At 44.4% G+C, this 25,511-nt stretch carries 33 protein-coding genes and 3 pseudogenes; 8 read left to right on the top strand and 28 right to left on the bottom strand.

Annotation, left to right across the window (positions count from 1 at the left end; genetic code table 11):
• Nucleotides 1-115: 115 nt before the first annotated feature.
• The 4 genes and pseudogenes from C5470_RS23000 to C5470_RS19375 all read left to right on the top strand — a co-directional run.
• Nucleotides 116-351, top strand: a pseudogene (locus tag C5470_RS23000) (IS30 family transposase); the annotation flags it as partial.
• A 136-nt stretch (nt 352-487) separates the two neighbouring features.
• Nucleotides 488-1,744, top strand: a pseudogene (locus C5470_RS19385) (IS4 family transposase).
• A gap of 826 nt (nt 1,745-2,570) precedes the next feature.
• On the top strand, nt 2,571-2,753 hold the full coding sequence (locus tag C5470_RS23825; protein ID WP_422615546.1) for a type II toxin-antitoxin system RelE/ParE family toxin: 183 nt from the start codon (nt 2,571-2,573) through the stop codon (nt 2,751-2,753).
• A gap of 93 nt (nt 2,754-2,846) precedes the next feature.
• Nucleotides 2,847-3,185 (top strand): helix-turn-helix domain-containing protein, encoded by a 339-nt coding sequence (locus C5470_RS19375; RefSeq protein ID WP_036843600.1) that lies wholly within the window; start codon nt 2,847-2,849, stop codon nt 3,183-3,185.
• A 68-nt stretch (nt 3,186-3,253) separates the two neighbouring features.
• Here C5470_RS19375 and C5470_RS19370 read toward each other — a convergent pair whose 3' ends face one another.
• A complete protein-coding gene (locus C5470_RS19370; RefSeq protein WP_166291304.1) occupies nt 3,254-3,571 on the bottom strand; it encodes a hypothetical protein in 318 nt (105 codons plus the stop codon).
• Nucleotides 3,572-3,693: 122 nt separating this feature from the next.
• Here C5470_RS19370 and C5470_RS19365 point away from each other — a divergent pair, with 122 nt between their 5' ends.
• Together C5470_RS19365 and C5470_RS19360 are read left to right on the top strand one after the other, a co-directional pair.
• Nucleotides 3,694-4,053 (top strand): type II toxin-antitoxin system RelE/ParE family toxin, encoded by a 360-nt coding sequence (locus C5470_RS19365; protein WP_049583128.1) that lies wholly within the window; start codon nt 3,694-3,696, stop codon nt 4,051-4,053.
• On the top strand, nt 4,050-4,388 hold the full coding sequence (locus C5470_RS19360; protein ID WP_049583127.1) for a helix-turn-helix domain-containing protein: 339 nt from the start codon (nt 4,050-4,052) through the stop codon (nt 4,386-4,388). The genes C5470_RS19365 and C5470_RS19360 overlap by 4 nt, the downstream gene beginning before the upstream one ends.
• 79 nt (nt 4,389-4,467) lie before the next feature.
• Here C5470_RS19360 and C5470_RS19355 read toward each other — a convergent pair whose 3' ends face one another.
• On the bottom strand, nt 4,468-4,632 hold the full coding sequence (locus tag C5470_RS19355) for a hypothetical protein (protein WP_152963025.1): 165 nt from the start codon (nt 4,630-4,632) through the stop codon (nt 4,468-4,470).
• A 137-nt stretch (nt 4,633-4,769) separates the two neighbouring features.
• Between C5470_RS19355 and C5470_RS19350 the strand changes: the two genes are divergently transcribed.
• Both C5470_RS19350 and C5470_RS19345 read left to right on the top strand, forming a co-directional pair.
• Nucleotides 4,770-4,976: a hypothetical protein gene (locus C5470_RS19350; RefSeq protein WP_166291336.1), complete on the top strand. Its 207-nt coding sequence runs from the start codon at nt 4,770-4,772 to the stop codon at nt 4,974-4,976.
• Nucleotides 4,969-5,316, top strand: a complete 348-nt coding sequence (locus tag C5470_RS19345) for a hypothetical protein (RefSeq protein WP_166291334.1) — start codon at nt 4,969-4,971, stop codon at nt 5,314-5,316. The genes C5470_RS19350 and C5470_RS19345 overlap by 8 nt, the downstream gene beginning before the upstream one ends.
• Before the next feature lie 174 nt (nt 5,317-5,490).
• On the opposite strand, the gene C5470_RS19340 is transcribed toward C5470_RS19345, so the two are convergent.
• From C5470_RS19340 to C5470_RS19215, 26 genes and pseudogenes are all read right to left on the bottom strand, one after another.
• Nucleotides 5,491-5,943: a tail fiber assembly protein gene (locus tag C5470_RS19340; RefSeq protein WP_166291332.1), complete on the bottom strand. Its 453-nt coding sequence runs from the start codon at nt 5,941-5,943 to the stop codon at nt 5,491-5,493.
• A complete protein-coding gene (locus tag C5470_RS22990) occupies nt 5,944-6,921 on the bottom strand; it encodes a gp53-like domain-containing protein (protein ID WP_242688140.1) in 978 nt (325 codons plus the stop codon).
• Between the two features lies 1 nt (nt 6,922).
• Nucleotides 6,923-7,498 (bottom strand): phage tail protein I, encoded by a 576-nt coding sequence (locus C5470_RS19330; protein WP_422631090.1) that lies wholly within the window; start codon nt 7,496-7,498, stop codon nt 6,923-6,925.
• Nucleotides 7,491-8,594, bottom strand: coding sequence for a baseplate assembly protein (locus C5470_RS19325; protein WP_166291330.1), 1,104 nt, complete (start codon nt 8,592-8,594; stop codon nt 7,491-7,493). The genes C5470_RS19330 and C5470_RS19325 overlap by 8 nt, the downstream gene beginning before the upstream one ends.
• Nucleotides 8,585-8,938, bottom strand: a complete 354-nt coding sequence (locus C5470_RS19320; RefSeq protein WP_088371096.1) for a GPW/gp25 family protein — start codon at nt 8,936-8,938, stop codon at nt 8,585-8,587. Before C5470_RS19320 ends, C5470_RS19325 begins: the two co-directional genes overlap by 10 nt.
• 55 nt (nt 8,939-8,993) lie before the next feature.
• Complete coding sequence (locus tag C5470_RS19315) at nt 8,994-9,590, bottom strand: phage baseplate assembly protein V (protein ID WP_166291328.1); 597 nt, start codon at nt 9,588-9,590, stop codon at nt 8,994-8,996.
• The gene (locus tag C5470_RS19310) at nt 9,587-10,765 is read right to left on the bottom strand and encodes a contractile injection system protein, VgrG/Pvc8 family (RefSeq protein WP_166291326.1); all 1,179 of its coding nucleotides are present in this window, start codon (nt 10,763-10,765) and stop codon (nt 9,587-9,589) included. Before C5470_RS19310 ends, C5470_RS19315 begins: the two co-directional genes overlap by 4 nt.
• Nucleotides 10,753-10,968 carry a tail protein X gene (locus C5470_RS19305; RefSeq protein WP_105395091.1) on the bottom strand — a complete coding sequence of 72 codons (216 nt, stop codon included), beginning with the start codon at nt 10,966-10,968 and terminating at the stop codon, nt 10,753-10,755. The genes C5470_RS19310 and C5470_RS19305 overlap by 13 nt, the downstream gene beginning before the upstream one ends.
• Before the next feature lie 2 nt (nt 10,969-10,970).
• Complete coding sequence (locus C5470_RS19300; protein ID WP_166291324.1) at nt 10,971-11,855, bottom strand: phage tail protein; 885 nt, start codon at nt 11,853-11,855, stop codon at nt 10,971-10,973.
• Nucleotides 11,855-14,407, bottom strand: a complete 2,553-nt coding sequence (locus C5470_RS19295; protein ID WP_166291323.1) for a phage tail tape measure protein — start codon at nt 14,405-14,407, stop codon at nt 11,855-11,857. The genes C5470_RS19300 and C5470_RS19295 overlap by 1 nt, the downstream gene beginning before the upstream one ends.
• Before the next feature lie 89 nt (nt 14,408-14,496).
• Entirely contained in the window at nt 14,497-14,616 is a 120-nt protein-coding gene (locus tag C5470_RS23445) for a GpE family phage tail protein (protein WP_110742787.1), read from the bottom strand.
• Nucleotides 14,576-14,902 (bottom strand): phage tail assembly protein, encoded by a 327-nt coding sequence (locus C5470_RS19285; RefSeq protein ID WP_166291321.1) that lies wholly within the window; start codon nt 14,900-14,902, stop codon nt 14,576-14,578. The genes C5470_RS23445 and C5470_RS19285 overlap by 41 nt, the downstream gene beginning before the upstream one ends.
• 97 nt (nt 14,903-14,999) lie before the next feature.
• On the bottom strand, nt 15,000-15,281 hold the full coding sequence (locus C5470_RS19280) for a hypothetical protein (protein ID WP_166291319.1): 282 nt from the start codon (nt 15,279-15,281) through the stop codon (nt 15,000-15,002).
• Nucleotides 15,282-15,289: 8 nt separating this feature from the next.
• Nucleotides 15,290-15,814 carry a phage major tail tube protein gene (locus C5470_RS19275; protein ID WP_166291318.1) on the bottom strand — a complete coding sequence of 175 codons (525 nt, stop codon included), beginning with the start codon at nt 15,812-15,814 and terminating at the stop codon, nt 15,290-15,292.
• Entirely contained in the window at nt 15,814-17,241 is a 1,428-nt protein-coding gene (locus C5470_RS19270) for a phage tail sheath subtilisin-like domain-containing protein (RefSeq protein ID WP_166291316.1), read from the bottom strand. Before C5470_RS19270 ends, C5470_RS19275 begins: the two co-directional genes overlap by 1 nt.
• The gene (locus C5470_RS19265; RefSeq protein ID WP_166291315.1) at nt 17,241-17,444 is read right to left on the bottom strand and encodes a hypothetical protein; all 204 of its coding nucleotides are present in this window, start codon (nt 17,442-17,444) and stop codon (nt 17,241-17,243) included. Before C5470_RS19265 ends, C5470_RS19270 begins: the two co-directional genes overlap by 1 nt.
• Complete coding sequence (locus tag C5470_RS19260) at nt 17,441-17,908, bottom strand: Gp37 family protein (RefSeq protein WP_036843632.1); 468 nt, start codon at nt 17,906-17,908, stop codon at nt 17,441-17,443. The genes C5470_RS19265 and C5470_RS19260 overlap by 4 nt, the downstream gene beginning before the upstream one ends.
• A complete protein-coding gene (locus C5470_RS19255; RefSeq protein ID WP_036843634.1) occupies nt 17,908-18,345 on the bottom strand; it encodes a gp436 family protein in 438 nt (145 codons plus the stop codon). The genes C5470_RS19260 and C5470_RS19255 overlap by 1 nt, the downstream gene beginning before the upstream one ends.
• Before the next feature lies 1 nt (nt 18,346).
• Nucleotides 18,347-18,697 (bottom strand): DUF2190 family protein, encoded by a 351-nt coding sequence (locus tag C5470_RS19250; RefSeq protein ID WP_166291313.1) that lies wholly within the window; start codon nt 18,695-18,697, stop codon nt 18,347-18,349.
• Between the two features lie 11 nt (nt 18,698-18,708).
• Nucleotides 18,709-19,644, bottom strand: coding sequence for a hypothetical protein (locus tag C5470_RS19245; RefSeq protein WP_036843639.1), 936 nt, complete (start codon nt 19,642-19,644; stop codon nt 18,709-18,711).
• Between the two features lie 31 nt (nt 19,645-19,675).
• Nucleotides 19,676-20,770, bottom strand: a complete 1,095-nt coding sequence (locus tag C5470_RS19240; RefSeq protein WP_166291312.1) for a peptidase — start codon at nt 20,768-20,770, stop codon at nt 19,676-19,678.
• A 202-nt stretch (nt 20,771-20,972) separates the two neighbouring features.
• Nucleotides 20,973-21,422 carry a phage virion morphogenesis protein gene (locus C5470_RS19235; RefSeq protein WP_166291310.1) on the bottom strand — a complete coding sequence of 150 codons (450 nt, stop codon included), beginning with the start codon at nt 21,420-21,422 and terminating at the stop codon, nt 20,973-20,975.
• Nucleotides 21,415-22,245 carry a phage head morphogenesis protein gene (locus C5470_RS19230; protein WP_166291309.1) on the bottom strand — a complete coding sequence of 277 codons (831 nt, stop codon included), beginning with the start codon at nt 22,243-22,245 and terminating at the stop codon, nt 21,415-21,417. Before C5470_RS19230 ends, C5470_RS19235 begins: the two co-directional genes overlap by 8 nt.
• Complete coding sequence (locus C5470_RS19225) at nt 22,226-23,719, bottom strand: DUF935 domain-containing protein (RefSeq protein WP_166291308.1); 1,494 nt, start codon at nt 23,717-23,719, stop codon at nt 22,226-22,228. Before C5470_RS19225 ends, C5470_RS19230 begins: the two co-directional genes overlap by 20 nt.
• The gene (locus C5470_RS19220) at nt 23,719-25,242 is read right to left on the bottom strand and encodes a hypothetical protein (protein WP_166291306.1); all 1,524 of its coding nucleotides are present in this window, start codon (nt 25,240-25,242) and stop codon (nt 23,719-23,721) included. The genes C5470_RS19225 and C5470_RS19220 overlap by 1 nt, the downstream gene beginning before the upstream one ends.
• Nucleotides 25,239-25,400: pseudogene (locus tag C5470_RS19215) on the bottom strand (phage protein Gp27 family protein); the annotation flags it as partial. The gene C5470_RS19220 and the pseudogene C5470_RS19215, both read right to left, overlap by 4 nt.
• Nucleotides 25,401-25,511: the final 111 nt, after the last annotated feature.

Below are 25,511 nucleotides of genomic sequence, written 5' to 3'. Positions count from 1 at the left end.
CAAGAAATACTTATAGATGGCAAATTCGACTAATAAGTACAATTTTTCATAAGGTCTGTTGCTATAGTAGATATCTTTTCCACTACAGGAAAATGCACTTATAGCCTATAAATAACTGACTGAAACAGAAAGATGCCAGATTTCCAGCTTAAAAAGCTGGTTTTTCATAACGTTTCATTGATGTATCACTCAACTATTAGCAAAAAGTTGAAAAGAAATCAGGAAATAAACGAATATTGCCCGAAACAGGCTCATCTTCAGGGGGCTTCTCGCCGTCATTTTGCAAAGAAAGCCACAAAAATAACCCAAGAAATAAAAAAATGGGTAAAACGGTTAATTTGGCAGGATTTAAGGTTGCTGACTATCTAAAGCGATATCATAAACAGGATCTTTAGCGCCAACCGATTATTTTAGATAGAAAAAAGGCTTTATTTATGATCTGATAATTGTCGCCAAACAAAATACCGAGAGTCAGAGAATAAAGCCGATAACAATTATCTCCACAAAACTTCAGTTAATGCCATTCTTCAGTCACACTTTTCTTAAAAAAACCGCCCACCGATGTGGCTTTATGGAACGGCTTAGAAATATTGGGCCACAGTCTCTGGTTCTCAGTCTGATAGCCGCACTGAGCAAAGGAAACTGCACCTCCATCGCTGATCTGCACCGGCAATTTAACGGCATGTGTCTGAGTGAAAAACACACTGTCGCCTATAAGCCCTTCCATAATCAGTTGCGTAAAAGCGCTTTCGCCGATTTTATGAAGACGCGGGTGACGTTCGCCATGGCTCATGATTGAAAAAGCTTTGCCACCCTTACCCAAAAAATTCAGCCAGTTTGACGATATCCTCTTGCAGGATGGCAGCTCATTCAACGTTCACCCCGAGTTAGCCGGGGTTTTTCCCTGTCGCTTCAGCCCATTGAAAGCGGCGGTTGAGTGCCATATGACCCTGTCTTTGTTCAGCCAATCGCCCATCGCCATGACGGTGACCGCAGACACGGCCTCCGAGCGGGCTTATCTGCCTGCCCCTCACACCCTACGCAATAAATTGCTGCTGGCGGATGCCGGTTACGTGGATTTCGGGTACTTCGAACAACTTTCCCTGTCCGGGGGGGCATTTATCGTTCGGGGAAGCCAGTCGCTTAATCCCCTGATTGTCAGCGCCCGAAATGGACAGGGGCGACAATTACCGACACTGGCGGGCAAAAAACTCCGGGAGATTAGTCGCAAAAACAACCGTGCTGAAATACTGGATTTCACCTGTCGGCGTGGCCGATTCGAATTTCGGGTCATCCGGCGTTGGTTTGCGCAGGAAAAACGCTTTTGTTTCTGGCTCATCAATCTGCCGCCATCCCACTTTACCGCCGATGACATCATGGCGGTCTATCGCTGTCGCTGGCAGGTCGAACTGCTGTTCAGGGAACTAAAATCCCACACCCACTGGACAGGTTTTGCGACCGGCCAGAAAGCGATAGCGGAGGGGCTCATCTGGGCAAGTCTGCTGGCGTTGATAGTCTGGCAAGGCGGTTTTTGCCTTCAGTTTCCTTTCTCAAGGCCGCCAAAAATGTTGATGTCGGGTTATTGCCGATATTGGGCGCGATTATTCATCATGCCTGGTCGGAAATAGAATCCCATCTGGATTGGGCCCTGAAATATCTCGCCAAAAATGCGTTGAAGTTGCCCCAAGGAAAATCCAATAAAAATAATGGGTTAGAGGGTGTTTTCGAGAGGCTTAATACTTAAGGTTCAGTGTATGAAGCAAGCCTAAAATTCATCAAAATGAGTGTTGCAAAAACGAGGGTGACCATAGATTTACGTTCTCCCTCCCTCCTCAACCCCTAATTCTGTAAAATTATCGTAATTATGATAACTATGATTAAAGTGGCGGTATATTCTTTTTAGCTGACTTTACTGATGCCGCGCGCGATAAATTTCCCTCACTCGCGCAATAAATGAAGCAGTAATTGCGTTTCATCTATTGAAAAGTTTTTACATAACTAACCGTCATAGATATGACTGTAGTTTATCCAATTTACCCATTTTTCTCTTGAATCTGTAGTACGAGCCTGTAGGGCAACTTGATATCGAGACACAACTTACTACCAGTCGCCTCAACATAATGTTTGAGGAAAAACAGTTTCAAACCGCGACCAAGGCTTCTCCATGTCAGAAACCGTGGATTGGTAACAACTTTGGGCTCTTCATTCGCCAGTATTTGGTTGATCGTTCTTGCAATGCTTGGATTGGACCGCCTTTGCCTTGGACTCTCGATTCTTTCATGCTGTTGTGACATGAACTATTTATAGTGTCTGCGTATGGCCTGGGCAACATAGGGCTTCGTTTGATATAGAGAGGCTTGTCAGCGGCCTGAAACATACCTATCGTACATTTTTTCCTCGTAAGGCTTCAAATTCCTTCAATTCTGCATTTGCAATTTTGCGCGGAATGGTATAAAATTTTATACATCCAAATAAGGAAGGAAACTATGATAAAAATCAGGAGCGGTACTAGAGAAAGAAATTGTCTGTATTGGCCCTTCTTGTGAAGATTTGTTAGCCTTTCCTTACAGATCGCACGTAAAGACGCAGGCTATCAGTTTCATAGAATACAGCATGGAATAGATCCTGAAGACTGGAAACCCTTTTTTGGCATCGGTTCTGGTGTAAAAGAGATGCGGCTAAGAGACAGTACAGGTATTTATCGCATTATGTATGTTGTTAAATTTGATGAAGCTATTTTACATATTACATAGTTTTTAGAAGAAAACTTAACAAACGAATAAACAGGACAAGGATATCGCTAAAGTGCGATACAACGCAGTTATCCAGCATCGGGGAAATATTAAATGACCACTAAAATTGACACTGAAATTCGTAGGGTAACTCCAGCCGGACGTAATATATTTTCTGAATTAGGTTTTACTGAGCAAGAGGCTCAACAACTTCATACAACTTCTTTACAAGAAATAGAAAACACACTGCAAATTAAAGAACGGTTAATGGAAGAAATTACTTTATGGATTGTGGATGAAAAAATGAAACAAGCTGAAGTAGCAGAGATGTTACACATTTCTCGTCCAAGAGTGTCTGACGTTGTGAATAAAAAAGTAAATAAATTCACCATTGACGCATTGGTTAATATGTTAATCCGTATAGGGAAACCTGTTCAGATTACGGTGGGTTAAAGCACATATATTAACAATTCAAAATAGGAGGCACTTAGAATAGGTGCCTCTTGGTATTTCAAAATGATTCAACCTTTCGGTTCAATACCACGTGCCAGCAGCTCTTTGCGCAAAATTCGTTTTATCCATGTTGCTAAAGATGTATCACCATCTTTCTTCATTTCTGCTTCAAGCTGGAGACGAAATTCCTCTGTTAACCTCATAGGAAATTGAGGAGATCTTTTATTTTGTATTGACAAGGTATATACCCTATGATTTAATGCTACTGTATATACCAGTGTATATTCAAAGAGTTTCAAAAACAACGGAGCTTGGTAGTGTCTCACCACTAATCGGGTTTCTAACCACAACATTATTGGAGCTATGGCTAACGCTAATAGTAACATACGCACGCATTCAAAACGCTATACATTTATAACGTACCTTTCTTATCGATTGATAATCGAACCTCGCCCATTACACATGATTTTAGCATTGCATACAATTAAATAAATAAGGAAGGAAAACTATGACGAAAATCAGGAGCGGTACAGAGAAAGAAATTGCCTGGATTGGTTCTTCTTATGAAGACTTGTTAGCCTTTCCTATAGACACACGTAAAGACGCAGGCTATCAGCTTCACAGAATACAGTGTGGAATAGATCCTGAAGACTGGAAACCCTTTTCTGACATCGGTTCTGGCGTAAAAGAAATACGGCTAAGAGACAGTACAGGTATTTATCGTATTATGTATGTTGCTAAATTTGATGAAGCTATTTACGTATTACATAGTTTTCAGAAGAAAACTCAACAAACGAATAAACAGGACAAGGATATCGCTAAAGTGCGATACAACGCAGTTATCCAGCAACGGAGAAATATCAAATGACCACTAAAATTGACACTGAAATTCGTAGGGCAACTCCAGCCGGACATAATATATTTTCTGAATTAGGTTTTACTGAGCAAGAAGCTCAGCAACTTCATACAACCTCTTTACGAGAAATAGAAAACACACTGCAAATCAAAGAACGGTTAATAGGAGAAATTACCCTATGGATTGTAGATGAAAAAATAAAACAAACTGATGTAGCAACAGTGTTGCACATTTCTCGTCCAAGAGTATCTGATGTTGTGAATAAAAAAGTAAATAAATTCACCATTGACGCATTGGTTAATATGTTAACCCGTATAGGGAAACCTGTTCAGATTACGGTAGGTTAAGACACGCATATTAAAGTTATTAGGATAATTTAAAATAAGAGGCACTTAGAATGGGTGCCTCTTGGTATTTCAAAATGCTTCAACCTTTCGGTTCAATACCACGTGCCAGCAGCTCTTTACGCAAAATTCGTTTTATCCATGTTGCCAAAGACGTATCACCATCTTTCTTCATTTCCGCTTCAAGCTGGAGACGAAATTCCTCTGTTAATCTCATCGGAAATTGAGGAGATCTTTTATTTGGCATTGACAAGGTATATACCCCATGATTTAATGTATATTGTATACACCAGTGTATATTCAAAGGGTTTCAAAAACAACGGAGCCCGGTAGTGTCTCACCACTAACCGGGCTTCTGACCACAACATTATTGGAGCTAATGCTATGGCTAACGCTAATAGTAACATACGCGCACATTCAAAGCCCTATATATTTATTAACGCCCGTTCTAACCGACTGATAATCAAACTTCCCCCATTACGCATGATGTCAATATTAGCTACTACTGAAATAGAAGCTTGTACTCTGCTAGCAGGCTTTCCTTTGGTATTTGCCTCATGCAAACCACTGAGGGAACTGAACCATGCTTAATACTAAGAATATTAAGAATACTGCGGACATTGAGAACTACTGCGATATCTTCTATTCCGACATGGCGAGTGTTGTATCAGTACTGGATACGGCGGATATGAGTGAACAAGATATTGAACTACTAGAAGAAGCCTGCGAAGCTAACAGTGCTGGGCTCTGTCATGGGTTACATTTTCTGGGAGATACTCTTATTACTTTTGCCGCTAATGACGTGGTAGAATTCACCCCAGAAAGTCTTTGCCAGTTAGGCCATTGTCTGGTTGCTATCAGCTCACTATTGCCGATGTTGTTTACTCTGTATCAGAAAGCCAATAAAGAAACTCAGCTACGCAACCTTTAACTCTGAAATAGTCTAAACGCTCATTATGTTAATCGTTTCCACTTGTAATCCCATGATCTACAAGTGGATGCCATCCACGTACATCTTATACTGCTTTGGAATCATCCCAGATATAGTCCGTAACGGTACGGAATTGGTTACCGTATCAGAAATAAGAATAGGGCCATTGATCCCTTATTCCGTAATTTTGGGTTTTTCGGGCCAATAAATATCTGGCGCTAAGCTAGCATCAACACGGTTTAGTAATACCCTATATTTTTTCAAAGCGGTCAACCGAGAGTTTTCCTCATCACTCGCCATCCCCAACTCTACAGCATCTTGTAACGGAGCTATCTGTTTACTTACAGTGAACATAAGTTGCTGTTTTTTATGTTCTGCTTGTTGCTGCTGTTCCTGCCTAAGTTTTATCACATCGCTTTCTGATATTATCCACTTTTCACCATCGTATTTATGATAAACGGACGGAGCACGTTCAGTAAGCACTGGATAACCCTCTTTATTACTGACAATTGACAAACCGTGTGACTGCCCTGTAAGTAATTCATTGTGTTTCTCTGCTGTTATTTCAACACATTCTTCATGGGCTTCACTATAAAAAGCGCCTTCTTTTCTGGAGAAATAAACCATTTATACCCCCCAAAATAATATATGAACAACTTTGCCTGGATTTTCATTGTTGTTGGGAGTGCCCGCTTGATATTCAAACGTCGATAATGTTGCATTACGTACTAATGTGTGACCTGTTGATGTATTGATACTCGACATGCTTGCGACATAGCCAATAAACTGATTTTTAAAAGAAATTGGATAATTGATTTTTACCCATGACTGTTGGTTTGATGCAACTTTAACCCATTGAATAATGATTCCCGTATCCCCACATTGCCACCAGCCATTTTCAGATTTTATAGCTGCATTTTGTAATGCGAGTGTACCGCTTCGCTCAGGTATTAATATATTATAACGTCGCTGATTGCTCGGATCGTTAGAATAAACATGTAACAATTTTCCTTCCGAACCATTAATTCCTACCATATACCCATCTTTCGATTTGAAACGTAGCTCAGGAAAAGGCGTTTTACTATCAATTAATAAACTACCAACGGTTGCGGTTTTATCGCTAGAAATACGCAAGAAAGTATTATCGCTCTCAGATTTAGCATAACTTCCCACATCCCCGGCATTCAATGAAATATCAGATGACAACGCTTTTCCATTCACTTTACGAATGGATGGTACTCGGCTATTAGCGTTGTTATTTGCAGCTACAGCACTTTGATTCGCCGTATTCGTCAGTGATTGCACAAATGCTGTTGTTGCAATCTGAGTATTATTAGCGTTTTTAGCAGGTGTGGGGGCGATTGGCGTTCCTGTGAAAATGGGACTGGCTTTCGGTGCATATTGAGTATGTGGGTCTTGCACCTCAGAATGTTCCCTCAACTCATTCCCATTTTGTTCTAGCTTCTGTTTAAGATAGCTTGTGCGATTGGTCAACTGTTTAGCCTGCCGATTGGAAATACCATCAGGCCCACCTAACACGGGGTCTGAGGTTTCTATCTGATACACTCCCTCTGACCACTGTGGGGTTTCCGGTAAATTAGCCATTTTAACTGCTCCCATAATTGTAACTACCGTCATAATTGACAGTATTGTTGTAACGAATTGATACAGACTGATATTCCAAGCTGGCAAGGTGGCAGCGTGCAGGCGCAAACGCGGCCAGTGTGGTACGCAGTAGCGAGGCTTGATCATTGGTAATAGGTTGTTGAAGTATGACGCGATAATCTGCCCAGGATGTTGAATCTCCATGAACATAATTACCGTTATAGCTGGCATGGCCGTCATAATTGATTTGACCAGTGCCTTCAATTAAATCAATTTCACCAAACCCAAAACGACGAATAATTTCACGAATTGACCACGGTGTGCCTTTATACCGATGCAATTCTATAGCTGATTTGATTAACGTGCGGCGAGCATTGTCTGATTCGACAAGCTCCCAGCCATCGCCAAATAGGGAGAATTGATTTGCAAGCCAATGCAACGCGCTGCTATCGACAGTATCAATGAGATAAACCATTAATTGGGTTAAATCGATATCATCAAAACGGGAGGCCAACTGACCTAATGCACGCATACTGATATCAGCTTCCAGTGGAGGTGGTAGATGTAACTTAACCATCAGCGAATCCAGTGACCACAACAGTGATACCGATACAGTTCGCCCATTCATTTTCACCTACAATCTGAAACGTAGGAGACTCCAGTACGACTTGATAGACGCCAGAAACAGACAATGTTGAGATGATTTGGCTGGGAACAATATCTTTCCCTAACGTTGTTGCTCGTTCAGCTACCCATGTTTGTATGGCCTGTTCTGCTGCTGATTGAATACCGGGTGCATTAACGCCACTGTACAAGGTCAGTTTAGCCTTGATGGTATAATCAATCTTCACGGGAGGTTTTGCATGTACAGTGTCAGTCAACGGGCGGATTTTTTCATCAGAACAAAAACTTTTCACCAGCGTTAAAATGTTTTCATCTGGCAACCCCGTCGCCAATAGTGGAAACAGTTCAACAACACCCGGAATGGGAGACCTGACTGCGACATCAACAATATTAGGGTGAGCACGCATGGCATGAAAGCGATAAGCCTGACGACTGCCCGCATTAGTAAACGATTCAGGGGCCATCTTGATTCGTACACGTAGCCTCTCGTCACTTTCCTCTGCCGAACCACCACTACTCACTATTGTGTTGGTCACTTGCAGGTCAATGTCGTCGATTTCATCCAACAATGTACTGACTTGTGCTGGTTGCCAGCTATTCCCTGATAATCCAGCATCTGTACAAGTAGCTGTGACATTAACGAAACGTGTACCTGCATTCAGAACAGCATCTGTATTAGTAGCAAAAGTAATACTGTCCGATGCATTAACACGCGTCCCCACAGGAATGAGCACATCTCGCTCTAACGCATCATCAATACTAAATTGCAGTGTTGTATGCGCCGGTTGGGCGGGTAGCCGATATACTCCGACCAATTCCCCTAAGTAGTCCAAAATGGGCGCATGGGCAAACTCGACCAGATTCTGCTTGGCGGCTTCCTGAACTTGCATTCTGGTTAGTGCTTCACGATATGCAAATAAATTGATCAGCAGGCGCTCTGCCTGTGCTGGGTACAAAGTCTTACCTACATCAGCCTCATACTTTGCAATCATTTCGGTTGTGATTTTCTCTACATCACGCTCGATAAAATCAGGTTCTGTCAGCGCCATAGCAACTCCGTAGATTGTGTAATGCCATCAACTGCTGTCCAATTCACACGCAGAGTTAGGTGTTCTCCATTGACAGTTGGTTTCACGGAGAGCAACTGGCAACGAGGTTCCCAACGTGTAATAGCATCAACAGATTCCCTGACAACGTGGGGAATCGCGCGGTCTATTGGGTAATCAATATAAAGGTGCAAGTGACTGCCGAATTCTGGTCGATGTGGATCACTACCACGTGGTGTACGTAGAATAATGAGTATTGCTTGGGCGATGTCATCCAGCCCACAGGCAATTTTGCCTGAGTTCTGGAGAGCGGGTTGCCAAAAAACAGAGTGTGAGTTCGTATTCATGGGGAACAGTATCATCCCCTGTAGGCATATCTGATATTAAAGGTGTTTAAAGAAACTAATGAGGATAATGATTTGAGTTACCACCTTCATCCATGATGCTGCCCGTTGCATGGATGTTGCCATTAACGCTGACATTGCCCTGAATGGTCGCAGCAGCTCCATTACCACCAGAGCCCGACAGTCCATTTTGGTAAGTTAATTGGCCTTTCACTAACATATTTCCGGTTACGATTGTTTCCGGCGCATCAATAGTTGCCTGATGTGTCTGAATAACAACATTGACTCCCACCGCGATCTTAATGTGCTGAATGCCGCCATTAATAGTCAGGGTGTGTGAGGTACGATCATAGTAAAAAGCTGCATCATCTGCATAAGTCATACCACGGACGTCTTTATTGTTAGCTGACGGTTTATCAACACTGGAATAGACAGCACCTAAAATAACACCATCTTCACCATTGGCATCCAATAGCACTTCAACCTGTTCCCCAACATCGGGCAACCAATAGTCTTTGTTATTCTGGGTATTGCGCTGCAACACATTCAGCCAGTTAGTACGCATATTATCGCATTCAGGCAATCGCACGCGGGCACGAACAGTAGCAGGATCTACGGCGCTAATTGTGCCGACTTGACGAGTTACACTGCTCATTTGGATTTCTCCTTGATGATCGTGTCGGAAGAACCATCGGGCTTATATACAACCCATTTATGAGTCTTACCCTTTTTACCTTTCTCGGATTTACCCGATGTAACAGGGCCACGAGCAATCTCAAGCTCGGTCATATATCCGCTGTTGCGATCAAAAGAGTGGTGAGCTGAAGTAATTAACCATTGCCCAGATAACTTGCCAAATTCAATCAACTCAATTTTATTTCCGGCGGTTAACTGAGGGGCTCCCATCAATGAAAGTGAGCCGTGCTGCTGGTACTCATTATGTGAATCCAGTGCTGATTTGGCCTTTATTTCAGCGCTATCCTTGTTAGCAGCTCGGCTGTTCACTTTTAAGGTATCTGCGCTGGTTTCTTGACCGCTACTCTTGCCTTTTGAATTGGACTGATTACTTGCACTGGTCGTGCCATCAGCTTCATAGACAATCAATTTTTTATCATCAGCCTTTTGATGTTTCACTTTAGCTTTTTTATAGACTTTATTAATTGTGTCCCGCAGTGAAAATTGGGCAACATCGCGAGGGTGTAATTTTTTTATCGGTTCTTGGCTGCGCAAAGTGGCTAAGTGGGAGAAAATTAGCTGTTCACTGACAACCTTAACGGCATAACCATATTCACTGGTCAGTCGTTTCAGGAACGCCACATCGGTTTCCGAATATTGCGTCACCCTGTCAATCTCGATGATTTCGATACTGCCGATCAGCTTTAACTGATGTTTCTTGGCGATGCGATTAGCAATAGCTGCTAGAGTTGTATTCTCAAATCCACGGTTAGATTTGGTACGCAATGCTGTATTGATAGACGTTGCTACACCTCGAACAGATACAATAGAAGGAGGGATGCTGACTTCAATTTCATCAATATAGAATGAGCCACAATTCAGTAACCGTTCGCCGAAATAGCCCAACTTCAATGTCAACGTATCACCTTTGCCCGGATACCATTTATCCAGCCAGCGACCATCAGTATCATCCAACTCTACCTCTATTTCATCGGATTCGCTTTTGATGTTGTCGGTATAGCTGACACGAGTGACATAAGGAGTGATGTCATTTGTGATATCTTTTTGCAAATATCGTAACGTGAATGTCGGACTTAAAACCTCTGAGACACCCGTTATAGATGGTGTTTGCTTGGAATCTATTATCTCAGCCACGGTGGTGTATCCTCTTCAGTTACTACATTATTGTCAGCGTCAATGATAGGGATCAACAATACGATCCCAGATGGCAATACAGGTGTAACTGCAACGTGTGGATTGGCAGCAATTATGCGAGCGTAACCTAAAGGGTCACCATAATAATGGTGAGCCAATAAATCCCATCTATCTCCCTCTTTCGTTATGTGTTCAAGAAACATGATCAAAGAGTCCTTGTGGTAATTTGCGCTGCCATCTTACTGAGCGCGGGTGATATTGATGTAAATGTTGAACTTGCTGATTCAAGTTGAGTTGATACAGAATCCAATGCAGCCGCGATATTACGGCTATCTGCACGGCTTAATGACAATTGAGCATTGTTAACAAATGTTGCTGCTTGTCCCGTTGCTCTGGTCAATTGAATCGCATCTGGCAATGAATTACCGAGTGATTGAAACGCCGGATAGCTTTTCCCTAATGGACCAGCAATATTGTTGAGTCCGGTAAGAAGACTTGGTACGCGGGTTAACGCTACGGTCGGTTTGTCTTTCATCTTCTGTGCAATACGTACCGCACTGATAGTCGTTTGCAGTGCTGACTGTGCTTGTTTGACATAATTCACGCCATCCCTGACTTTTTTAGCCATACCTGATGGTTTCGGTATTACATTAGACAACGCCTTTGTATTCAGGACATGAGATTTAATGGCAGGCGGTTTCAGCGGTTTTTTAGGATCACCGATATATTCAAGTAATGTCACCGAGGCATTGAGGGCAAATATATTACCTACTGAATCCGTTTGTTCACTGGTAGCTGTCACATCAGTAATAACAAACCAGCCACGGTAATCACCATTTCCGAATACTAGCGCGAGTGCTTGATGCTTCCGCATTGCTTCACGTAACCGATTCAATTCAACATCCGGCGCACAATAATGTTGATGAAAGACCAGACTAATTTGAATTTCATCCAGTTTTTCCCCCACGAACTGCAAGCCGGGTTTACCTTGAATTCGTGCATGTTCGGCATAATTAACACCAAAAGTTACATCAAAACCATCCCAATATGTGATCAGCTCAAATTCAATATCACCTAATACCGCAAACATTATCCGTATCTCCGGCGTTCTCTCTGAATGACAATACGCTCCAGCAGTTTCTCTAATTCACGCACACTCAGGTTTAAGGCTTTATTAATATCGGATGTAGCCGTTTGCAGTTTACCGCCAATATATATTTGCGGTGCGAAAGAGATAGAAAAACCATTATTGCTGTTGCTGATATCTTTATAACCTGTTCGTCTGGCTGGATTGCCCAACATCATCTCAGGAGGTGAGATTTGTGGGACATCAGGCGTCATTACCTCTGCCAGACGTTGAGTGGCACGAGCAGCCAACGGCGTAGTACGATCAACACCAACAACCACACCTTGCACAATATTATCGCCAAATCCCATAAATACCTGACTGGGGGATTGAATACCTAACGCTTCTTTAAACCAGCTAGAAACTTTGCCGCCAAAGTTTTTAATGATGTCCTTAGCCGTAGTCAGCATATTAGAAATACCATTAACCAACCCATTAACGATATTTTTACCAAAGTCAGTAAAATTATTGGGCATACCAATGCCAAACCATTTCATAACGCCAGCAAATGTTTTATAAAACAACCCCAATGGCGACCAGTTTAAAATTAATTTACTGACCTCAAATATTCCGCCATCAAACGCATTAGTAATGTCATTCCATCGAGCTGTAAACCAACCTTTGACGTTAGACCAAATATTTTTGATTCCCTGCCATCCCATTTGGAAAGCGAATTTTACTAAGACCCAAAGCCGTTTAAAGAAATTACTGATGGGCTTCCAATAGCGATAGATAAGATAAGCGGCCACTGCAATACCGGCGATGATCAATCCGATAGGATTCATTAATAGTACGCGTCCAATCCACAAAATAGCTCTGCCAGCTAACATCAAGCCCTTATAGAGAGCACTACCGAGGATTCTGCCCAACCAGAGAGCAGCTCCGGCTATTTTCCGCAAGATGTTTGCAATGACACCGAATTTGCCACCACTACCGATAGCCATTCTAAGCAGTAACCACCGTGTGCGTATTAACATTGCGCCTTTCCAAATATCAGTTATAGGGGAAAGCAAAAGATTAAGACCTAATCTTACACCGATTGAAGCGGCTTTGAGTGCTAGGAACCCACCAACCAGCATGACAACATTACTGATGAGTTCAGGATTAGCGGCCAGCCATTTTCCGGTCTTGTCCATCAATGGAATAAAGGTTTCGGCTAACTGTATTAATGCTGGACGCAGCGACTGACCAATGCTAATAGCCGAATCATTAAATCCAATTTGAGTACGCCGCCATTGCGCTTCTAAGGTATCGTTCTGTTTATCAAAATCGGTATCAACAGATTTTTGTGCCGAATCAGTCCCCATGCCTGTTTTGATACGCTGATAATCTCCCCAACGTTGCCGCATGGCCAAGAGATGGTTGACTGTCTGTACGTCGGTGAAAATAGAGGATAGCCCGAAGGATTCCATGAGCATACGCTGTGCATCTTCATCACCTCTGGCTCCCGCTTTTTTCCACTCTTTCATGAGATCGGCTCCTTTACTCTTGATAAAGCGGTCTGCGATCATGATTGAGGCTTCATATTGTGAGTACCCCGAAGAAACATATCTGCTCATTGAGGTTTGATAATCGACGTCAGCTTCAGCGTATCTTTTGGCAATATCACCACGTCCCATTGAAGCTAGCCAGTTCCTCATATTGGTAGCTGCTTCACCTTCCGTTCCTGCACCTTCACGACCAACTTCCAAGCTGGCAATAATCTGTGAAACTGCCTCCTGACCGTATATTCCCTTACCAGCAAATTGCTGCGCCATTTCTGGAAAGTATTGGGCGAGATCTTTTAATTCAAAACGGCCCGATTTAGCACCGAAAACGGCTCGGTTAAAGGCTTCTTTTAGCGCTTGATCACCTTCAACTTTCAGGGACTCAAAGGATAGAGCCATTTTGGCTAAGTCATTAATATTAGCTTTGGATGCCGTGGCGACGCGGCCCAATAATCCACTCATATCGGTCGATTTCATGGGAGATTTTCCGGCGGCAACCAATGTACCAACACCTTCCAGCAGGGTTTCTTGTAATTGGTTTGTTTGCTTGGCGTTCTGGCGTAAGATGATTCCGATTTTTTGTTCTTCTTTCGGAGACAGATCACCAGTGACAGCAATATCTCGCAATCCTGATTCAAAAGAGGCGTATTTTGTTACCGATTTCATAACAGGAGAAGATATCGTGCGAGTTAATGCATAGGTTTCGGCTCCCTGTGCATATAGCGCCATACGATTCACTTTGGCTGCATCACTCATGATAGCAGCAGACTGTAAGCGCTGTTGCTGACGGTTCAACTGCTCCAGCGTTCGACTGATGCGTTGTAGATCCGCATTCAAACGCTGGACACTGCGGGAACCAAGTTGACCGTAACGTTCAATAGCACGGTTTAATGCCTGCTGTCGGTTCTCCAGTTGGCGAGTCGTTTCTCCCAGTGTTCCTAGAGTACGGCGTGTACCAGACATAGCAGAACTGAACGCACCACTAATGGCCCCACCAATAATGACACCAATGGAAAATTCTGTTGACACGAATTAAGCTCTCATTAAATGGGAAATAAAATAAAAAATTCACTTCCAGTATTCCAGACATTATTAGTAGCAATATTTGTCTGCATCAATTAACCGTCTCCATTCTCGCGTTTGATTTGGGTGTTGGCCTCATCCAGCCAACATTCAAATTCATCCAGTGCCAGATTATCAATCTCGCTCGGCTGGAACCGGAACCATCGTGCCAACATCGCCGATGCTTGCCACACTATTTTTATTTCCCTGATCCAATCCGATGACTTGCTGAAATCGTTGCTGTAATGCCAGATAATCAGCGACATCCATCTGTTCGATATCTTCTGGTAACAATCCTGTCGAACGTGCTATCAAAATATCATCCCAGTCAGTAGGATTTTCGCTAGCTCGCCGGGCAGCCTTGATATCTTTAACTTTCAAACGTGATAACTGAAGCTCTTCAATGCGAACGCCAGCAGCCGTGGTATAGGGAAATTGAAGATGGTAAGTCGTAGTTGACATGATGATACTCCTCTGTAAGTTTCATTCAGTATCATTCATGTATGGAAACGGAGATATTAAAGGGGATTAAAGAAGAAAGGGGCTGATGCCCCTGTCATTAGTGAGTGCGAAAGCCTTTACAGTTACAGAAAAAATCTATCAGATATTCTTTCCCTTTCTCTGCACCGATATCGGAAAACCAACCTTCCGGTGGAATCCACCTATTAATCAAGTCGGCGAGCTTTCTGGCTTTGGAACGAGAGCAGTCAATGGGATCATTGGTTTTCTGAGTAGAAAACAAAGTCTCCACACCTGGAATGTTTAAGACAGCAAACCATGTACCATTAGGTAATCCAAGACTGGGAATATTCTGGTCTTTATCCACTAATTCTACCGTCATTATTTAGTTTAACCTCCGATATTGATGCGATAATCGGTCAATTGATCAACGCCGCCAACACGGAAGATATTGGCCAAATAATCCAGTTCTAGCAATTCTTCACCATCCAGCACCTGTTTAATATAGGTACAGGTAAAGCTACTGGAAAAATCAGCATTTTCATGTTGTTTAAATGTGCCCAGCGGATTCTTCTTAAATAAGATGGTCAGATACGTCACCAATGGCACTTCATCAATGCGCCCCTGTGAACTGAATTTCTGGACGTTGGAACGGCACTGTAATGCCAGAGACTTATAGGGATTGGCAGCGGATAACATAGCGTCACGGTAGAAACTGTTCCATTTGATCTCGCCTTCCAGCTTATCGAAGCCTGCCGGTAATTCCACCTTACCGACCATCCCCAGCGCCTTATGCTCCTGCGTAGTCATGGAAACGTCTGGCAGTTTCACTTCCTCCGCCCGTCCCAACAGGTTATTGCCGTCAATATAAATATTGGCATTGGTGATGCGGTTAATTTCTATTTTTCCAGCCATTAATTATTCCCCTTTAAATTCAGCAAATATTCAGAGGTAATTTCGGTCTCAAATGTCAGCCGTTCCAGTGGTGGTGGCGGTGTGTACTTATAACTGAGTAACAGATGACCTGATGCCAGCTCTGTTTCTTCGTTATGGGTCGGATCAAACCAGCATTTGAATCCTAACAAAGCACCATCAGCAATCAATTTACGACCATAGGCATTCACAGATTCTGTCAGGGCATCTACCAGAGCCGGCGTGATCGGCATATCAATATATTGCTGACTGAAGTAACGCAGGGATTCATTAATCACGTCTCCTGTTCTGCGCACGTTCTCGAAGTTACGCATGTGTGTCACAGTTGGCCACGCGGCGGTACGGTTGCCCCATAAGCGCAAACCAGAGCCATAATTATTGAACACTGTAGTAATCCCTTGTTCATTGAGCTGGTTCACTTCACTTTGTGGATCGTCAATCATGGCGGATAGCTGACGCTCAATCCCGGTGATCCCCCTAATTTCTTGATTGGAGGATGACCACCAAAAACCTTTGTCTGCATCAATCTTGGCACGCAGCCCTGCTGCACGAGATGACAATGGTTCCAAGCGCTCGCTATTGCTTTCTGAATCATAGACTTTGACGTGTGGGTAACACAGTCGGACACGATCAGAACTGGTATTAAAATTGATTGTGCCAGACGGGCCTCGGCCACTGATAGCCTGAGCAAAAGTGGTACCTATCGGGGCATCAATATAAGTCATGGCACCCAATTTAGTTGCAAGGGCAATCAGTTCTGTCGCCACACTTAGCTGGGTACAGTAAACAGGAGCCAGCAAGATCTTGGCAAAGAATCCATACAGGTTATAAGTATCATTCAGCAACTTCATACCTGTACGGTTACCCGCTGCACTGATGCTGCCAATAATGTCAGCGGGTGTTACCAACGTGGGATCGGTAAAGTCATAACTGGCCATTACGGTTGTACCAGCAATGATGTTTTTACCGATGTTCTTGAGCCTACCTGTTTGAACATCCAGAGAATAATCTTGTCCTTCTATATAAGGCGCACTATCAGAGTTGGCTTTTAGCAAGACATTACTGACCACGGGGTTAGCCAGTTTTGCTGTTCCTGTGGTTTTATCAAAGATAATACTTTCATTGGCAACATTGGCTTTATGCACTTCAGGATCAAGAACGTTAATGATCAGCACAGTTCCCGCACCATGATCATAAATAGCATCCAGTGCTTGTGGGATGGTAAAACCATTCATTTGAGCACCAAATTGAGCTGTATCTTTTTCTGACAGACAAAGTGTCACTGCGTTTACTGGCCCTATCGGTGCAGTACCAATTAAGCCGATCACGGCGGATTTCACTGTCTTGACCGGACGGGAGCCTTGTTCGACTTCGATAGTTTCGACGCCATGTAAATAATTAGTGGCCATCAGTGGCCCCCCTCAGACTTTTCTTTTTTCTTCAGGATACTTTTTTGCTGTTCTGACAGTGGATGAAGATATTGCAGCGCGATCAATGTCTTCACATAATCATGCTGTTCCGGTAAATCAACAGTTTTTTCTGACCAGAGCAAGACTTCTGTGCCATCAGCTAAAGTGACGCCGCTTGCTGGGCCTGTATAGAGGTATTTCATTGTTTAGTTTCCTCATAATTGATTTGGGCTAACGGCGGGCCATCCGGTGACTCACTATCTTCGATAAATACACTTTCAGTCGCAAAATCCAGCGTGTATTGCCACAAGCCAGCTATCTCACCGAGAAATGTATCCCGTACCAGCCAACATTTACGTTGGCAGTTCGGTGGTTGGAATCCACCGAGAACCCGGCGTACATCATCCAGTGTGGCAACGGCTCCGTGACGTCCATTAAGTTGACGAAAAACGATAGTGGCATTGAGCATGACAGTTTGTGTCTGCAATACTGCCCCAACATCTTCAGGCTTATCAAAGCGAGAGCCGGGATAGCTGATTAAAATGGCTCCCACGGGATGGTTCAGCCTGAATTCAGTCGGCCTTTCAGGGAAATACTCCACCTGTAAGCTAGGTAGCTTTTCTTTTAACCTCATGACGATGGCATCAATGATCGGCGAAACATCCATTAGTATTTCTCCAACATCCCTTGACTTCCCCCAAAGGTGGGATGACGCGCTCGAACACGAAACTCTCCCGGCTCAGGAGCATCTTTTCCTGTGGAAAGCAGGCCCAGTGTCAGTTTGGCATCACGAATGTCAGCCAGTTGGCGCAAAACAATTTTGTAATCATCTATCACGGCTTCAGGAACAGAGCCTTCTGGACGGCGGGCATACAACCGATAGCGTGTTAACGTAATAGCAGCATCGCGTAATACCGTGGGAACCTCCGCCAGAGGCAGGATGTAACGCCCGCGTAAATGGGCATCAATAAGTTCATCGGCATAGCGAATGACACTGTTAACCACAGTTTCATTGATCGTCTGGGCATTAGGTTCTTCGTTAGACAGCCATATCAATGATTGCGTTGGTATCTGTCCTTGCAGATCTGCCAATGAGCAATACATGTCATACACCACGTAAGATGCGAATAACATTGCCAGCAGCCGTGGCCTCATCCAGCGCAAATCCGATAGATGTTCCGGCAGCATTCTCCGCAGAACTTAGTGGTACTGCGCAAGCATTCTTATCCGACTGTACGACTTGCCCACGAGCTATTGGCCCACCTGCTTCAACAGCAATAATACCCAAGACATTGACTGGAATAACATCACCTGCTTTCGCATCCATTTCCGCTATACCAAGTGCAACGGCTCCAGCCTGACAAGGGGCATTATCGGCACCCACCAAACGATGCTGTACGATATTAGCCGTGGCGATGATGGTCGTGGTCAATACGGGTTGTTGTGTTACTGCCATGATTGTTCCTCTTACTTCACAATATTGGTAATCAGATAGCCAGCATCACCTCCAACAACCGCAACTTTATAAATATCGGTATAACGGCAGTAATTCACCTTGCCGCCAACACCCGGATATTTATCCGCTACAGGCATTCCTTTGCGGCGAAACATATAACCAAATGAAGGCTCATACTCATCGGCGCTTTCTGCTCCTGCCTGCGGAAGTGATACGTAATGCAACATCAAATTATCAGCCCAGATATCAACGGGATTTTCTTTAATGCTTGGGGTAGAAACTGGTTCACCAACGACAACGTTCTGGATTTGGAAAAGATCTTTGAGTATTTCTATTGTGATACGTTTACGTTCGTTGGCTCCAATAGCTGCCTGAATTTCAGGATGAAACTTCAACAGTGACATCACGCTAGCCCCCATAGTCATGAGGTTTGGACGTACACCAATGGCAGTACGAACAACATCAATTCCAGCTTCAATGACTTTGATTGGACTACCTTTGCCGCCAACCCAACGTTCATTAACTGTCAGACTCTTCACTGAGTCACTGAGGTAAACCGCAGGGTCTTGTGCCAATCGAGCTGCATACAGTTCGCGTTTGAGATTCACGCCATTGGTGGAACGACGGATTGCCTTTGCTTCTTCATTAAATAAAGATTCTGATTTCTCGCGATAATCAACAGGTGTAGCTAGATCATGCTCGTTGAGCACGATATCTAACGAAGAACCTTTCTCACGGATCAAAACGTTACTGTTGGCACCAACAGCACGCTTGGTGTCATATTCCACAAAAGCACTTTTACCAAATGTCGGCACACTAGCACCTTCTTTCTCCATTTCGACGACAGGGAAAAGATGTTCGCCAATGAATGCCGCATTTTTATAACCACGTGCAACACTGGTTAGCACAGGGTCAACAATACGTTTGCCTTTCAAATAATCAGACATTTATCTCTCCTTAATAGTTACGGTCGCAGTGTTACAGACAGCGGGCAACGGCTATGTCGTAACTGATACCTTCTTTCTTCGCCAGAGCGACGGCTTTTTGATGCAGCGCCAGACGCTCAGGATCTGCATCAGAAAACTCAGCAATATCTGATGACGTGTTTTGGTCAACCCGGTCTTTTGTTGCATGTTCGCCAAAATCAATAACCGGCTGGGCAGAACTCAGCAGATCTTTAAACGCGGTAGCCAGTGGCTTTTTCACATCACCTTCAGCAAACTCGACAGGGGAATCTCCTTGAGTTACAGCGTCCAGCAAGGCGACCACGACAGATTGGGCAGCAGGCGCCAATTTGCCGTCTGCGACCAGCTTTTCGGCAAATGCCACGTTTCCGGCCTGTTGCTCAGTTTGTTTGCGCTTTGCGTCGGCAGCATCACGGGCAACAAGCTGTTCTTTCAGGCGGGTGTTTTCATCTTTGAGCGCCTTTTTTTCTTCATTTGTCACGATGTTTTCCTCACGTTGATGTGTGTTATTGGGTTCATGAAAGGAAGGAGCAGACTGAGTCGTGCTATAAGCTTCTTCACGTAATGAATCCACCTGCCAAGAAGGAAGCGCTTTGTCTGCTTCGTCCATACCGAATTTACTGATCAAAAATTCTCGCAGACGCCCCCAAAGTGAAGCGTTGGTGATGTCACTCCAATCAGAGAACTCCACGACACCATGTTCTTGCTCGCTGAATTCAACCTGTTTCAGTCCTTTAATGGCGGGTGGCTGTGCGCCCAAAAAGCCGACATGACGCAAATAGAGCACACCGGGTTTAGGGTTGTTTGGGGAATCAGGTAAATAGAAAGAAGCAGAAATTTTTTTATAGCGGCCTGCATTGACCAGTTCAGCGAACTGAACATCAACCTGTTGAGGCTCTGCAATCAAGTCATCACTGGAAGACGTCAGCGATTTAACCCAACCATAGGCGGGTAAATTGTCTTTTGGATGACCAATCACAATCGGTGCTTCATGCAACGATGAGTCATAAGCCTTTGCACAAGCTTGCAAATCTGCAGGGCTGAACGGCAATTGTTTGCCATTCATATCGGTATGTGTACCGGATTTGAAAATGTGAAGTGACTTCATTTCACTGCCTCTATTACGTTAATAGAGGCAGTTTCTCCACGATCAGAAAAAACGACTTTTAATCTGCTTTAGAAAAAACTTGGGAAGGAAATAAGAAAGTGGAACTGCATGCAATTAGATATCGAAAATTTGAGTCTGTAAACGCTTTATAAAGTCTTTTACGAATGACAATGATTAAATCACCCGCATAGGGAGGAAAAGTTTAACGATGCGCCGCTGATTCAAGATGTCGTTGAATGGTGCTTAATACAGCTCTTGCTGCATCTGGTGATAATTCGCCTTGTTCTGTTACGGGCAGATAAGGCCGGGCTGGTAGCAATAAAGATTGATTGCGGCCAGTTTTACCTCCCAATTGATGAATACGTCCGTAGACTAAGTTTGTACCGACAACTGCCGTATGGGAATCATAGTGGGTACTGACTGAACTCATCAAACGAGCAGTTTTTTGCAGCGTTTGACCACCACGTTCCTTTGCAGCTACAGAGGGTATCCATGCCGGGCGCCCTTCAGCTTCAAAGTTAAAGGCGGTTTCTGCTGACAATGTCCCAGCAATTTTACGCATGGCAGGTGTCAGATCATTAGCAGCCAATTCTAATGCCCGTAATCCACGTCTTAGGTCTTCATCATTAATGGTGATAGTAAGATTACTCATTCTGTCCTCTCAGTTCGCGGCGGGCCAGTCCAGAGAGCTCTCCCTGATATCTGGTCAAATCGGGACGATATGCTGCCCCCGGCGAATATGACCAACCTACATCAGTCGCCACTTTTGTTATACCTGTGTTGAATGTAGCAACGGGCTGCATCTCACCTGTTTTTTGTGAAACCAATTTCAACTCCCAGCCCATTGCTTTACCTGAATTCATAACTTTCATCCCTCTGACACGAACGTCATCATGACTGAGAGCAATCACACTGCAACGGCAACACCAACCATTAGGAGGATAGAAAGCTTGCCAAAATGGGTCATCAGAGCGAAATACCAAACCATGCAATGCGAGATGGCTCTTACGTGTATGGTTATCGTTGATCCCTGTATACATCCAGTACGGTCGGTCATCAACATTTTCCATTTGTTCGGCCCAACGGCCTGCACTGTACAGCACTGACATATTGGTACGAAAGATAGTACCAAGACGCCACGGGCTACCTTGCTGAACAGTGACACGTTCCCCTGTAACTGGGTCATCGGTTTCTTTCGTTCCCCACCACCCCTTACGTCTTAATGTTGGCTCCAGCTCCTGACGAAACCAACGATCAGTCTTGCCTTCATCCAGTGCCTGTTGTAGCGCCTGGCGAATATCTTCCAGAATATCCAGACGCGTGGCTTTCGCCACCGTGAATGCATGGGAATGAGTCTCTTGCCAAAGTTCTTCCCAATCCCACGTTATCTTGTAGCCCTTAGATTGCAGATAACCAATGGCTCGCTTGGGAGGTAATGTCATGCAATACGCCAGTTCAGGCGTGGTTATGCTCATGCAAGCGTCCCCAAACGTTAGACACAAACAAAACCCGCGCTAGCCGCTCTTGCAAGCCATGTGCGTCCATTTGTGGATAAAGCTCGGCTAACTCTCCTATAAGATCGCTGGGATTAGCACCGTTTTGAACACGATGGAATAAAGGAGCCAGTAGAGATTTCAACGATTCATTCAATGATCCTTCATTCATCAAAATATCCAACGCTTCATCTAAGGTGTCCTGTGCTGCTAAATCTGCGTTAACAGCTTCAGAAAACGCCAGTGGGAGTGGTGGAATAGGCGTGGTTGACAGGGTTGTTTCATCAATATCCCCATCCTGCAATTGATATTCGCGTTTCCAGTATTGAGGAGTAAATTTGACACCAGCCTGACTCAACTTAACGTCACGATTAGCCTGTGTTTCATCAACCGACCGCTGTTCCCAAAGACGATAGACCGGACATTCAACGTTACCGAAGTTCAATTCTACGACCCAGCGTATAGCCTGATTAATGGCGCTGGTGATAACGTCAACATCAGCATCACGAATATCATCCGTTACCTCCAATCCTGCTTGTGCAGAGGCTTTATTGCTGTTTGCTTCGGTCGTTTGGTTTTGTCCCAGTAACGCGATGGAGATCTCACTGCGAACAACGGTAATTAAGTTCTGATAAATATCACTGCTGTCTGATTTACCTGCTGCCTCTTTAATCTCAACGGAGGAATCATCAGGAATGGCGGCAACTGCATCATCAATCATTGCTTCCATCGAATCCAATAACAGATCAATTTCACTTTGTGGCGTACCTCGTGGATGCTTTCCAATTACCCACGGTGAACCATACTTCTCGGCAAAGCGTACCCAAAACTTCATGCCGCCTTTCTTAAAGGTAACGGGCCAGAAGCACATTGATAAGTCTGGAAATCCGTAAGGGTTGTCATAAGTGGCGTCTTGACGTGGCGTTACAAATTTATAGAGAGGAACCCGTTCTCCCTCAACGCCTGCATCACGAGCACGAAAACGCAGTTGGTTATCACGGTCATAGTGGAACCAGTCAGGTGGCTTGCTAACGATATCCGTCACTGACCATGATTGATGCTGACTCCACATCAATTCACAAGGCTGATAACCGTACAGAACCGCTTCATGCATTTCGCCAATGATGCGTGACATATCCAAATCCGCAAGCATGTCACGAATAAAGTTAAAGACTCGCACAGGGGCATTACTACGTTCTACACCACGTTCTAGTGCTTTCACTCCGGCCTTGCGGCGGCGAATACATCCACCAACCAAAGGATCAGTACGTAATTCACGATAGATACGAATATCCCGCCCTTGAGCTTTGAGAATAGGATCAGGGTTAGGTAGATATGTCCCCAGACTGTAGAAGTCAATGGAACGGCTACGCGATGCAATTTGTTCAGTGAACGACTGCTTTGATTCGGAAAAGTTAATAAATTCTGTTGGTGAAACCCAGATACCACGAGACATTAGTATCCCTCCAGCATACGTGCAGACTGACGGCGTCGGCGGGAACTTGCCTTCACCGGACCTTTGTTAATTTCACGGCTGGCGAAGTACGCCAAAGCAAGGGCTATTGCTGCATCACCGTGGCGCTTGCCGCCATCCGCTTTTGCTTTTGAGCGCTGATCAGGTACACGGGGAATACCGTTAATGACCTGTACTGCCCTCAGATCATCCAAAGTGTCTTCATCCTTTGGCAGCGCCTCCAGATTGCCGTCTTCCAGCGCAGCCTTCACCGGGGGCATATTGTCACGGTACCAACCTTCGGTGGGCATGACTTGCTGCACACGGCTGGCGCCATATTTTTGCATGGCATATTCGGCCAGATAAGCACCGTTACCACGGGCATCAAAGGCTGCACCCAGCAAATTAGGAAGTCCATCCATTAAATACCAAGTGATTTGCTCTTGTTGTTTGAATGGCACGTTGCGCAGTTCCAACACGAAAGGCACTTTGTGTACCAGACTTTTTTGTTGCAGCAATGGATAATCCACGGACAAATCGCTACTGCGGCCAAAATCGCGTCCCAGAAATGAACGAGCATCAGAAGGTAATGCATCTAGCAACGGCTTCAGGTTGGCTTTTAGCCACTCTTCGGTATCTGTGCGGCGTATTTCATCGGATTTAAGCTCATATCCTTTCGGGCAAGTCAGTCGCAGCACTGGCGTATCGGGAGACATCCGAGATTCAATCAAAGCGCGGGACAACCAGACTCCGCCACCATTAGCAGGAATACAGTCCAATTCTTCTGATGCCCCAGCTCCGTAGAACTTGTACACCGACATCATCCACCGTTGTTCAGCCTCTTGTGACCATTCACGTCTGGTACGTAAGCAGACACGGTGAAATAGTCCTTCAGCTACAGCCTCCTTAAAGGTAATACGGTGGATAACACCGTCCCTGCGTCCTGCCCGGATATCGTTCAGCAACTCATTAAACAAGTTGCTGTCTCCGTTATGGGTAGAGATCACTCGCACTTTGCCGCCCCAGATAAGCATGGCTAGTGCCGCTTTCAGTAATTCATCGAGCTGTTCGTGGAAAGCAGCTTCATCAATGACAATGATCCCCTGACGGCCACGCAAGTTAGACGGACGGCTAGAAAGCGCCACTACACGGAATCCAGAGTCTGGAAATTTGATAGTGAAAGTTTTGATGTGCTTATCATCTTCGTCTTCTTCCCAGAACCCTTCTTCAATTTCACTGGCCGCATAGTTGAAAACACGAGCCCACATTGCACAGGCTTGAATATATTCAATGGTCATATCTTGGTTATAGGCGATGTAATACACACTCATACCACCCGCGGCGGCAGAAGATGCAGCGAGGAGTACATTATCTGACGCTTCAGCCCAAGTAATTCCCGTTCGACGACTCTTCTCATTGACTTTAAAAGGAGACGAATCAGCCACCCATCGTTGCTGGTATGGCAATAAGACGACAGGTGCTGCTATTGAGGAAGTATCTGGCAGAACAGGTGCAAGCTGACTCATGTAGCAATTCCCAATATTTCCCGACGTAATGCAGCAACTGCTTCGGCAGATAATCCACCTTTGCGTGCAATTTTCTCTGCATTACTTGCAGCAGCTTCAGTCCGTGCCCGGACTTCAGATTGGAATTTTTTCAGATTCACACTAGGGGCTGTTGACGTTTTGAGAGGAATTACGGAACAGCATGATGATGGGGTATAATTGCTTTCGCCAAAAAACGACTCTACCTCACCATCATGCCAAGAACTATGTTAACAGATGAAGTATGGAAT

This window comes from Photorhabdus stackebrandtii, from assembly GCF_011189495.1.
GTDB classification, from domain to species: Bacteria; Pseudomonadota; Gammaproteobacteria; order Enterobacterales; family Enterobacteriaceae; genus Photorhabdus; species Photorhabdus khanii.
This window is presented reverse-complemented; position numbering and strand designations above follow the sequence as displayed.